The organism is Synechococcus sp. EJ6-Ellesmere, from assembly GCF_024345875.1.
In the GTDB taxonomy this organism is placed as follows: domain Bacteria; phylum Cyanobacteriota; class Cyanobacteriia; order PCC-6307; family Cyanobiaceae; genus Regnicoccus_A; species Regnicoccus_A antarcticus.
Window position 1 is genome coordinate 1 of sequence record NZ_JAGQBY010000115.1, and the last position, 10,051, is coordinate 10,051.

Here is a 10,051-nt window from a genome sequence, read left to right on the forward strand (position 1 = left end):
CTCGGGGTTGCGGAAGACGCTGCCGCAGCTGGGCTGTTGGTAGGGCTGGCTGCTGGTGCGGCTGGAGAGGTTGGCGCTGGTACGCCGGCTGATCTCAGCTGGATCATGGCCCGAGCTGAGGCGGAACCGGGCCGAGAGCACCAGCAGGGGTTCCCGCTGCAGCCGGCTGTGGCGGTAGGGGAACTCCAGCTCACTGCCCTGCAGAACGAAGGGGCTATCCCCCCCGTTGGGATCGAGCACCGTGACCTCCTGGAGCCAGTCCGCCGTGCAGCCCCCCTGGGCGCCAGCGTTCATCACCGCGGCCCCACCCACGGTGCCGGGGATGCCCACCGCCCACTCCAGACCACTCAGGCCAGCGCGGGCTGCCTTGCGCGCCAGGGTGGGGATCGGCTCCCCGGCCTGGGCCTCCACCAGGCCCGTGGCCGCATCGATCACACTGCCCTGCAGCCTGCGGTTGCAGAGGGTGAGCCCCTCAAGTCCGCCGTCGCTGATCAGCAGGTTCGAGCCCGCTCCGATCAGGCGCAGGGGGAGCGTTTCGGCCCGGGCCCAGCGGGCCAGGGCCATCAGTTCGTCGCGGCTGGCCGGCTCGGCGAACCATTCAGCCGGTCCTCCCACTTTCCAGGTGGTGTAGTCGGCCAGGGTTATCTGGCTCAGAGCTGGCTCGTAGGCCGGGGTGAGGGGCACGGCTCAGGCGGCCAGGCGGGCAGCCGGAGCATCCGGCGCATCGGGCGGCTTCAGCTCGGCAAGGGCCTGGAGGCGAGACCAGAGGCCGTTCACATCGCCCGCTCCCATCACCAGCACCAGATCACCGGGCTGGCTGCGGCGCACCACCTGCTCAGCCAGCTGCTCCAGCGTTGAGCTCACCCTCAGTGGCAGGTCAGGGCGGAGTTGCTGCAGGCGATTGGCCAGGGCCTGACTGTTGACACCGGGGATGGGAGCTTCTCCAGCGGCGTAGAGCGGGGCGAGCAGCACCGTGTCGGCGAGAGCGAGGGCAGCGGCGAAAGCGTCCATGAATTCGGCGGTGCGGCTGAAGCGGTGGGGCTGGAACACGGCCACCAGCCGTTGGGGCACCTCCGGCAGAGGGCTGCGGCCGCTGGTCACCATCAGGCGGGCCATGTGCAGAGTGGCCTCCACCTCACTGGGATGGTGGGCGTAGTCGTCGACCACCTGGCGGCCGGCCCAGCGGCCCCGGAAGTCGAAACGGCGCCCGGGGGAGCGAAGGGTTCGCATCGCCGTGGCCAGGGCGCCAAAGGGCACACCTTCCAGGCGGCAGGCCGCCAGGGCGGCGGTGGCGTTGCTGAGATTGTGGCGGCCGGGCAGGGGCAGGCTGAAGCGCCCTACCAGCTCTCCATTTTCGTAAAAGTCGGCCATGGTGCCTTCGCCGTGCTCCTCCACCGCCAGGGCGGCGAACTCCACCCCTTCGCTGCGCTCGATCGACCACCAGGCTCCGGGTTGAAAATGCTGGCGCAGCACCGGACAGTCGGCATTGGCGAGCAGGGAGCCGCAGCCGGCGGCGAAGCGCTGGAGCGTCTGGATCAGAGCCTCGAGATCGGGGTAGTGGTCGGTGTGGTCGAGCTCGAGGTTGGTGATCAGCCCGAGGCTGGATCTGAACTTCACCAGGGAGCCATCCGACTCATCGGCCTCGGCCACCAGCACCCGGCCGCGGCCACTGCGGGCGTTGCTCTGAAACGCGGGCACCATGCCACCGATCACGGCGGTGGGGTCCTGGTCGGTGGCCGCCAGCAGGGTGGCGATCAGGGTGCTGGTGGTGGTCTTGCCGTGGCTGCCGGCCACGGCGATCGAGGGCTGAGCGTTGATCAGGGCCGCCAGCACGTCGGAGCGGTGACAGATGGTCAGGCCGGCTTCGCGGGCTGCCATCAGCTCGGGGTTCTCCGCCGGAACCGCCGTACTGATCACCACCAGCGCTGAGGTGACGCCATCACGGTTCAGAGTCGCGATCGTTTCTGCGTCCTGGTGGGCGAACACCCGCACACCACGGCGGCGCAGGGACTCGAGCACGGGACTGTCACGCGGGTCGGATCCGCTCACCTGAAAACCACGGTCGGCCAGGATTCCGGCCAATGCCGACATGCCAATGCCGCCGACCCCGATGAAGTGGAGGGGGGCACGGTGGTCGAGCAGCGGTGCCAAAGGCGACTCCATGCGGACCCGAAGGTAGGTGTTGACGCTGCGCTTGTCTCTCCCCATTTAACGCTTGTTTGGCTCCGCGAAAGAATCCACTACCGGGGCGGCTCCAGGAGGGGGAGACCATTTCTGTATGATCGGCAGCCAAACTCCCCTTGTCAACGGGTTTCCCGTCCCTGCCATGACCCTGCGTGTTGCGATCAATGGATTCGGCCGGATCGGTCGCAACTTCATGCGTTGTTGGCTCAGTCGTGGCGAAAACACCGGGATCGAGGTGGTCGGTCTGAACGACACTTCTGATCCGCACACCAATGCCCATCTGCTCGAGTACGACTCGATGCTGGGCAAGATTCGTGACACCGAGGTGGGTTACACCAAAGACACCATCACGGTTAACGGCAAGCCAATCAAGTGCTTCTCCGATCGCAATCCTCTCAACCTTCCCTGGAAGGACTGGGGAGTTGATCTGGTGATTGAAGCCACAGGCGTGTTCATTGATACGGAGGGCGCCGGCAAGCACATCAAGGCCGGCGCCAGCAAGGTGCTGATCACGGCTCCAGGCAAGGATGAAGGTATCGGTACGTTTGTCGTCGGGGTCAACGACGATCAGTACCGCCACGACGACTACAACGTGATCAGCAACGCCAGCTGCACCACCAATTGCATGGCACCCCTGGTCAAGGTTCTGGATCAGGCCTTCGGCATCGTCAAGGGCACGATGACCACCACTCACAGCTACACCGGTGACCAGCGCATTCTTGATGCCAGCCACCGCGATCTTCGCCGCGCCCGCGCCGCCGCCATCAACATCGTCCCCACCTCCACCGGTGCCGCCAAAGCCGTCGCTTTGGTGTACCCGCCGATGAAGGGCAAGCTGAACGGCATCGCCATGCGCGTGCCCACCCCCAACGTGTCGGTGGTCGACCTGGTGATTGAAGTGAGCCGCGGCACCACCCGCGAGGAGGTCAACGCCGTGCTCAAGCAAGCCTCGGAGAATGGCATGAAGGGCATCATCAAATACTCTGATCTGCCGCTGGTTTCCTCCGACCATGCCGGTACGGATGAATCCACGATCGTGGATGCCGATCTCACCCTGGTGATGGGCGACAACATGGTCAAGGTCATCGCCTGGTACGACAACGAGTGGGGCTACAGCCAGCGGGTGGTCGATCTGGCCGAGCTGGTGGCCAAGCACTGGAAGTGAGTTCTGCTCCCTGAGCTCTTCGTGTTGGGCCGTCCCTCCTCCGGGGCGGCTTTTTCATGGCCAAGTGCAATAACTCAGTGAAAATGTGTGAAGCTTCCGTCGGCGTCCGCGAGGGGCGAACCGTCGCCGGCCCAGCGCAGAATCCCTGAGCCCGGGGTCAGTGATCCGATCCGGCGGGTCCCGGGCAGGGCCTGGATCAGCTGCCGGGCCCAGCCGGGATCAAGGGCCAGCACAAGTTCGAAATCTTCACCGCCGTTCAGGCACCAGGATTCGGCGATGGCCAGAGCCGCCATCTCCGGGTCGAGCGGAAGGTCCCGGCGCTCCAGCAGAGCGTCGCAGCCGCTCCCCTGGGTCAGGGTCTTCAGCGCCGCCGCCAGTCCATCGCTGCTGTCGGTGCCGGCCACCCTCCAGGGACTGCCCACAGGCCGGCATGAGGCCAGCGCGGCCACGGCATCCAGCCGGGGCCGCGGCCTGCGGTGCGCCTGAACGGCCCGCTCCAGCAGGGCTGGGCCGGCTTGGCGCCAGTTGGGAGCCGCCGGCGGGGTCGGGATCTCCTGCAGCAGCGCCGCAAGGCCCAGGCGGCTGAGACCATGGGGTCCCGTGCTCACCAGGGCATCACCGGGGTAACCATCCCGACGCCGGATCGGCCCGTCCGCTCCGAGCCGCCCCAGGGCTGTGACTGCGAGAAGCCGCTGGCCGCCGCCGCTGCAATCGCCCCCCAGCAGCGTGCCGCCATAGCACCCCAAAGCAGCGCTCAGCCCCTGGTACACCCCCTCCACCCAGGCCCAGGGGGTGGCTGCGGGGGCCACCAGGGCCACCGTCAGCCCCAGCACCTCCCGGCAGCCCATGGCCGCGAGGTCCGAGAGGTTGGCCGCCGCCGCCCGCCAGCCCACATCGGCGGCGGTCATGGTGGCGTCGCTGAAATGGACTCCCTCCACCAGCACATCGGTATTGACCACGAGTGTCCGCTGCGAGCGGCCATCCAGCAGAGCGGCATCATCGGCGAACTGACCGGGGGGAGCGAAGGCTCCGAGGCGCTCGATCAGCTCCCATTCCCCCAGGTCGGCGAGGGTCGGCGCCAGGCCGGAGCCCTCAGCCATGGGGCCGCAGGTTGTCGGCCCCCTCCACCACGGTCGCCTTGACAATGCCGTCGTCGGCGGTGAGCTCCTGGAGCACATCGAAGCCCTCGACCACGTAGCCGAAGGCGGCATAGCGGCCGTCGATCAGATTGAGGCCCGCCGGGGTGAGTTCCGCCTCGAACAGGAAGAGGAAGAACTGGGAGGAACCATCGTCGAGGGCGGTGTCGGAGTGCGCCCAGCCCAGGGTTCCCTTGGTGGCGAAAGGCAGAACCGGTGTGGCCTTGAACAGGCCGAGATCCTCAAAGGTCTGGTTGTAGAAAGGCTTGCTCTGACCCGGCACCATGATCTCAAGGGGCACCTTCCGCTCCTGGCCGGAGGTGTTCACATAGCCGCTGGCGGCTCCTTTCGGATCACCGGTCTGCAGGACGTAGAAATCTTCGGCGCGGATGAAGGGGAGGTTGTCGTAGAAACCCCGCTGCACCAGGTCGATGAAGGCTCCGGCGGTCAGTGGTGCGTTGTAGCCATCCACCACGGCGATCAGGTCGCCTTTGGTGGTGGTGAGCTTCACGGTGGCGCGACCCAGCAGCCTGGGCAGGTCGGCGAACTCTGCCGGAATTTCGAACGGGAACGGCCCCACCAGCAGTGCTTCCGCTTCTCCGATGGTGCTCAGGGCCCGGCGGCGGGTGGTTAGGAAGACATCGCGATCCTGCCGCTCGGCGGCCTCGGCCACGGACTGCAATTCGGATTCGAGGCGGTCGAGCAGGGCCGTGGCCTGCTCGCGCTGCTCGCTCTGGTAGGCCGCCAGCAGGGCGGAGCGCCGGCTGCTCAGCTGCGCCTGGGCTTTGCGGGCCGTGCCGGTAAGAGCACTCCAGCGCTTGGCACGCAGGTCGTCGCTGCTGTCTTCAAGGCGATGCTGCAGCTTCTGAAGATCCGGCTGCTCGATCGGCAAAGCATTGCGCAGCAAGGCGGTTGGATCGGTGACGGCGTTCCCCGGCGGCAGGGCAGCCGCCACCGGGCTGACCGGGCCGAAGCAGGCGCCGCCGGCAAGCACCAGCGCCATCAGCAGCAGCGTCATGGCCCGCCAGGGGTTCCGGCGCTGCTCTCTGAGCTGCTGTTCCTCTGGCCGAGGGGCTTGCTGTTGCTGAGAACTCCTGTTCATGGCTGTCCCTGCCGGTCTCCGGGCGTTCTGCCGTTCTTCGGACTTTGGCACAGCTTGCCGGGGCCCAGAGCCAGTCTCAGAGGGGGGTTCAACGGCCAGCCGTACAATCCCGCTCACCCGTTCCGCCGGAATGATCTCGAGCAACGACTTCCGAACTGGCACCACCATCGAGCTCGATGGACAGGTCTGGAGGGTCGTTGAGTTCCTGCACGTCAAGCCTGGTAAGGGATCAGCCTTCGTGCGAACCAAGCTCAAGGCCGTGCAGAGCGGCAGCGTGGTTGAGAAGACCTTCCGCGCCGGCGAAACCCTCGCCCAGGCCCAGCTGGAGAAATCCACCCTGCAACACACCTACATGGAGGCCGAGGAGTACGTCTTCATGGACATGGCCACTTACGAGGAGACCCGCCTCACCGCCAAGCAGATCGGTGACGGGCGCAAGTACCTCAAAGAAGGTATGGAGGTGAACGTGGTGTCCTGGAACGGCTCTCCCCTGGAAGTGGAGCTTCCCAACTCCGTGGTGCTCGAGGTCACCCAGACCGACCCGGGCGTCAAAGGTGACACCGCCACCGGCGGGACCAAGCCCGCCATCGTCGAGACCGGTGCCCAGGTGATGGTGCCCCTGTTCATCACCATTGGCGAGAAGATCAAGATCGACACGCGCAACGACAGCTATCTCGGCCGGGAGTCCTGATCGCCATGCAGCTCGACAACGACCAACTGCACAACCTGCTCATCTTCCTGGAGCAGAGCGACATCCAGGAGTTGAAGCTCGAAGGTGACGATTTCCGCCTGGAAGTGCGTCGCAACCTGCCGGCCCCAGCAGCGCTTGCCCCAGCTCCGGCCCCGCTGCCCTCCCCCGTGGTGGCGCCTGCCGCTCCGGCGCCAGGTTCCGCCGGGGTCACGGCCCCGTCCAGCCCGCCGCCGGCCCCATCTGCGCTGCGGGCCGATCTTGTCGACATCACGGCTCCGATGGTGGGGACCTTCTACCGTTCCCCCTCGCCTACCGATCCCCCCTTCGTCGAGATCGGCAGCCGCATCAATGTCGGCCAGCCCGTGTGCATCCTTGAGGCCATGAAGCTGATGAACGAGCTGGAGGCCGAAGTCAGCGGTGAGCTGGTGGAGATCCTGGTGGACAACGGCACACCAGTGGAATTTGGTCAGGTGCTGCTACGGGTCAAGCCCGCCTGAATTCGCCGGTCCTGAGCCGCGCCGGTTGTGGCTCAGCCCAGCTCCCATGCCGTTTCCAGGGCCGCCACCATGCTGTCGGCGCGGGCCAGACCTGAACCGGCAATGTCGAAGCCGGTGCCGTGATCCGGTGAGGTGCGCAGGAAGGGCAGCCCCAGGGTGGTGTTCACAGCGGCATCGAAGGCGAGCAGCTTGACCGGGATCAGCCCCTGATCGTGATACAGGGCCAGGTAACCGTCGGATCCCTGTCCGTCGCCCCGCCAGGCCGCGGCCGCCCCAAGCCAGCAGCTGTCCGGCGGTAGTGGCCCCCGCACCGTCACGGTGGGGTGCCGCTGCCGCCAGCTCTCCAGCAGAGGAATCAGCCAGTCCTGCTCCTCAGTCCCCAGCTGGCCACCTTCGCCGGCATGGGGATTCAGACCGGCCACCGTCAGGCTGGGCTGGGGCTGGAAGCGCCGGCAGAACGCCAGCAGCATCTCCAGCTGATGCTCCACCAGGGCGGGGGTGAGGGCCTGGGGCACCTGGGCCAGGGGGATGTGGGTGGTGGCCAGCAGTGTGTTCAGCCGCCAGCTGCCCCCTGGTGAGCGAGCGGTGAACAGCATCGAGGCCTGCTTCCGCCCGCAGAGTTCCGCCAGCCGCTCGGTCTGACCTGGGTATCGATGGCCGGCGGCGTGCCAGGCGTGTTTGGCGATCGGCGCCGTGGTCAGGGCCCCGGCCTGGCCGCTGAGCACCAGATCCACCGCCGCATTCAGCCAGGCAAAGCTGGCGGCACCACTGGCTGCGCTGCCCTGGCCCGGGATGATCCCTTCCTGCAGGGGTCTGTCCAGGATGGGGTAGGCACCTGGATCCGCCAGCGGCGTCGCGCTGCGGTCGCGCAGGTCCATATAGGTCTGCTCCAGCCAGCGGCGGCAGCCCACCAGCACCACATTCACCGCCGCACCCCGCGCCTGCAGGGCCGCCAGGGACTTGAGGGTCACCTCGGCACCGATGCCGGCCGGATCCCCCAGGGCCAGGGCGATCACCCCTTGTTTAGCGTTGCTGCCAGTGGCCTCGAGAGTCATGATCCGCTGGTTGCTTCTGGGGGGACTGGTGCTGGGCCTGGCTCAGGGGTTGCAGAAGAAGTGGATTGTGATCGACTGGTGTCGCCTGAAGGGTGACCTGAACATTCCCAGCCTCACCAATCTTCAGCCGCTGGCCGCGCCGGTGTGCCCTGAGGAGGTGGAGCCAGCCCCTCGCTGAAGGGCCTGTTCCTCCAGCAGGGAAGCCCTGAATCCTTCCCGGTAGCTGGGATAGCGCAGCCGGTAACCGAGCTCGACGCTCAGCCGCCTGTTGCTGGTCCGCCGGTTCTCGCTCCAGAAGCTGCGGGCCATTGGACTGAGGCTCTCCTGGATCCGCCCATAGGACTCCACCTCCGGTAGTTTGCAGTTCAGCAGGTGGGCGGCGTAGCCCAGGGTTTCACTTGAAGGGCAGGGCCTGTCATCCGCCACGTTCAGTAGTGCCGGCCTCTGGGCACTGGGCATGGCGAGGTTGTGCAGCAGAGCACCGGTGATGTCATCGACGTGGATGCGGCTGAACACCTGGGCGGGTTTGTGGATCAGGCGGCTGCTGCCGGCGCGCAGGCCGTTGAACGGGCAGCGTCCCGGCCCGTAGATCGCCGGCAGGCGGAACACCTGCAGGGGTAGACCACTGGCCTGCCAGGCCTGTTCGCAGGACAGCCTTGCCCGGCTGCGGGCCAGTCCCGGTGTGGGGGAATCGCTTTCCTGGACCCAGGCGCCGCCGCGATCGCCATAGACCCCGGACGTGGAGAGGTAGCCCAGCCATTGCAGCGGCAGGCCGGCCAGGATCGGGCCGAGGCTTTCCAGTACCGGATCCTTGCCGTCACGGCCAGGGGGAACAGTCACCAGCACATGGGTCACGTTCTCCAGGGCTGCGGGCTCGATTCCCGGCCTGAGCTCGCTGGCGAAGGCCACTGAGCTGATCCCCTCCCCGAGCACGGGATGGCCATCGGGGCGGTGGCTGATCAGCACCGGCATGCCAGTGGCGGCCACAGCCGAGGCGAAGCGCTGGCCGCTGTAGCCGCCCCCCAGCACCAGCATCCGGCCGGAGGCCCCCTTCCAGGGGCTGCGGTTGACAACAGCACTCACCATGAGTACACCTGTATCACTGCTCGATTCCATTGATGGCCGCCTCCTGCTTCTCTACACCCCGTCTCCTCCCCGCGAGCCTGGGCCGCCCAGGCCGGGTCCGTCCGTGGAGCCTCCCCCGTGCCTTGGGGGCTCTTCCACTGTTGGTGGTGGCTCTCGTGCTCACGGCCGCCCTGGTGGCTCCCGAACAGCCCGAGCAGCTCGCGGCCGTCTGCGAGCGCCACAACGGGCCAGCAGCCTGCCGCGTCTGGTGAAGAGGTCTTGGCTTCAGGCCGCCTGCAGGGTCATGGCCGGCCTCTGGGGCAGGTCTGAGGACTGGGTTGCTGCTGCTGGCTCGGGAGTGGCCCACTGCAACAGGCGTATGGCCAGGCGCAGGTCGCCCTCCATCCAGGCCCGGATCGCCATCGCCCGGCGTGGATCGTAGAAGCGCTGACGCCGGTACCAATCGAAGGCGTCGGCGTCGCTTTTGTGGCCGTTGCAGGCCAGGCAGGCAGGAACGCAGTTTTCGGTCACACTCAGCCCGCCACGGCAGCGCGGCATCAGATGATCAATTGACTCGGAACGATTGCCGCAATAAATACAACGATTTTGAGTCTGTTTGTGCAGGGATTGTCTCCAGCGTCTGACACGCAACTTGGGGCAGAGATCCTCAAGGAAGACCGCATCCCTGACCTGCATTCCCATGCCTCGGTTGCGGACAGTTTGCCCATGGCTTCTGGTCTGTCAATGTGTCGACGACTTCATTTTTTCAAGCTGATCGCCAAGGCTTGTTCACGGCGCCAAGCTGACTAGACTTCAACTCCAATGAAGGACGCGCGTCGGTGTCCCTGCGAGCCACGCGAGGGACTCAGCCGCGCTGCCTGCTGCAGCTTGGGTCCTGCGGCCTGATCGAGGTGATCTCCCCGTTCGATCCGGTCACCCAGGCCCAGTTGCGCCGGATCAGGCCGGCGGGCCGCTGGCGTGCCCAGCGCCATTGCTGGGAGTTTCCGCTCGAGGCCGCAGGCCAGTTGCAGGCTCTGCTGGGGGCGCGCTTTGCGATCGAGCCCGGCCTGGCCCAGTGGCTGGCCTGGCTGCGCCAGCCACTGCCCCCCCTGCCGCCGCATCGTGAGTTGGTGGCGGCTGCCCAGCTGGAGGCCCC

11 protein-coding genes and 1 pseudogene are annotated in these 10,051 nt (G+C 66.8%); 5 read left to right on the forward strand and 7 right to left on the reverse strand.

The genetic code is table 11. From position 1 onward, the window contains the following. Positions 1-684: UDP-N-acetylmuramate dehydrogenase (gene murB / locus KBY78_RS12435; protein ID WP_255143847.1), on the reverse strand; the 684-nt coding region annotated here is incomplete at its 3' end. A gap of 3 nt (positions 685-687) precedes the next feature. Then, a complete protein-coding gene (gene murC / locus KBY78_RS12440; protein ID WP_255143853.1) occupies positions 688-2,151 on the reverse strand; it encodes a UDP-N-acetylmuramate--L-alanine ligase in 1,464 nt (487 codons plus the stop codon). Between the two features lie 175 nt (positions 2,152-2,326). Between murC and KBY78_RS12445 the strand changes: the two genes are divergently transcribed. After that, complete coding sequence (locus KBY78_RS12445) at positions 2,327-3,349, forward strand: type I glyceraldehyde-3-phosphate dehydrogenase (protein WP_255143848.1); 1,023 nt, start codon at positions 2,327-2,329, stop codon at positions 3,347-3,349. A gap of 74 nt (positions 3,350-3,423) precedes the next feature. Here the strand turns inward: KBY78_RS12445 and thiL are convergent, their stop codons facing one another. Then, positions 3,424-4,449: a thiamine-phosphate kinase gene (gene thiL, locus KBY78_RS12450; RefSeq protein ID WP_255143849.1), complete on the reverse strand. Its 1,026-nt coding sequence runs from the start codon at positions 4,447-4,449 to the stop codon at positions 3,424-3,426. Then, positions 4,442-5,503: a peptidylprolyl isomerase gene (locus KBY78_RS12455; RefSeq protein WP_006172748.1), complete on the reverse strand. Its 1,062-nt coding sequence runs from the start codon at positions 5,501-5,503 to the stop codon at positions 4,442-4,444. The genes thiL and KBY78_RS12455 overlap by 8 nt, the downstream gene beginning before the upstream one ends. Before the next feature lie 214 nt (positions 5,504-5,717). Here KBY78_RS12455 and efp point away from each other — a divergent pair, with 214 nt between their 5' ends. Further along, a complete protein-coding gene (gene efp / locus KBY78_RS12460) occupies positions 5,718-6,278 on the forward strand; it encodes an elongation factor P (protein WP_006172749.1) in 561 nt (186 codons plus the stop codon). 5 nt (positions 6,279-6,283) lie between these two features. Continuing rightward, positions 6,284-6,775, forward strand: coding sequence for an acetyl-CoA carboxylase biotin carboxyl carrier protein (gene accB / locus KBY78_RS12465; protein WP_255143850.1), 492 nt, complete (start codon positions 6,284-6,286; stop codon positions 6,773-6,775). Between the two features lie 32 nt (positions 6,776-6,807). Here accB and pdxA read toward each other — a convergent pair whose 3' ends face one another. Both pdxA and KBY78_RS12475 read right to left on the reverse strand, forming a co-directional pair. Beyond that, positions 6,808-7,830, reverse strand: coding sequence for a 4-hydroxythreonine-4-phosphate dehydrogenase PdxA (gene pdxA, locus KBY78_RS12470; RefSeq protein WP_037981067.1), 1,023 nt, complete (start codon positions 7,828-7,830; stop codon positions 6,808-6,810). 123 nt (positions 7,831-7,953) lie between these two features. Further along, positions 7,954-8,916 (reverse strand): SDR family NAD(P)-dependent oxidoreductase, encoded by a 963-nt coding sequence (locus KBY78_RS12475; RefSeq protein ID WP_255143851.1) that lies wholly within the window; start codon positions 8,914-8,916, stop codon positions 7,954-7,956. Positions 8,917-9,038: 122 nt separating this feature from the next. Here KBY78_RS12475 and KBY78_RS12480 point away from each other — a divergent pair, with 122 nt between their 5' ends. After that, positions 9,039-9,167, forward strand: a complete 129-nt coding sequence (locus KBY78_RS12480) for a hypothetical protein (protein ID WP_255143852.1) — start codon at positions 9,039-9,041, stop codon at positions 9,165-9,167. Between the two features lie 13 nt (positions 9,168-9,180). Here KBY78_RS12480 and KBY78_RS12485 read toward each other — a convergent pair whose 3' ends face one another. Further along, the gene (locus KBY78_RS12485) at positions 9,181-9,591 is read right to left on the reverse strand and encodes an HNH endonuclease (protein WP_255143854.1); all 411 of its coding nucleotides are present in this window, start codon (positions 9,589-9,591) and stop codon (positions 9,181-9,183) included. Positions 9,592-9,734: 143 nt separating this feature from the next. Here KBY78_RS12485 and KBY78_RS12490 point away from each other — a divergent pair. Continuing rightward, positions 9,735-10,051: pseudogene (locus KBY78_RS12490) on the forward strand (ATP-dependent helicase); the annotation flags it as partial.

What these genes read in the sequence shown, in the direction of transcription:
- efp (WP_006172749.1), top strand. Translation starts at nt 5,718, where the DNA reads ATGATCTCGAGCAACGACTTCCGAACTGGCACCACCATCGAGCTCGAT.
- thiL (WP_255143849.1), bottom strand. Translation starts at nt 4,449, where the DNA reads ATGGCTGAGGGCTCCGGCCTGGCGCCGACCCTCGCCGACCTGGGGGAA.
- KBY78_RS12455 (WP_006172748.1), bottom strand. Translation starts at nt 5,503, where the DNA reads ATGACGCTGCTGCTGATGGCGCTGGTGCTTGCCGGCGGCGCCTGCTTC.
- KBY78_RS12485 (WP_255143854.1), bottom strand. Translation starts at nt 9,591, where the DNA reads ATGCAGGTCAGGGATGCGGTCTTCCTTGAGGATCTCTGCCCCAAGTTG.
- accB (WP_255143850.1), top strand. Translation starts at nt 6,284, where the DNA reads ATGCAGCTCGACAACGACCAACTGCACAACCTGCTCATCTTCCTGGAG.
- KBY78_RS12475 (WP_255143851.1), bottom strand. Translation starts at nt 8,916, where the DNA reads ATGGTGAGTGCTGTTGTCAACCGCAGCCCCTGGAAGGGGGCCTCCGGC.
- KBY78_RS12445 (WP_255143848.1), top strand. Translation starts at nt 2,327, where the DNA reads ATGACCCTGCGTGTTGCGATCAATGGATTCGGCCGGATCGGTCGCAAC.
- pdxA (WP_037981067.1), bottom strand. Translation starts at nt 7,830, where the DNA reads ATGACTCTCGAGGCCACTGGCAGCAACGCTAAACAAGGGGTGATCGCC.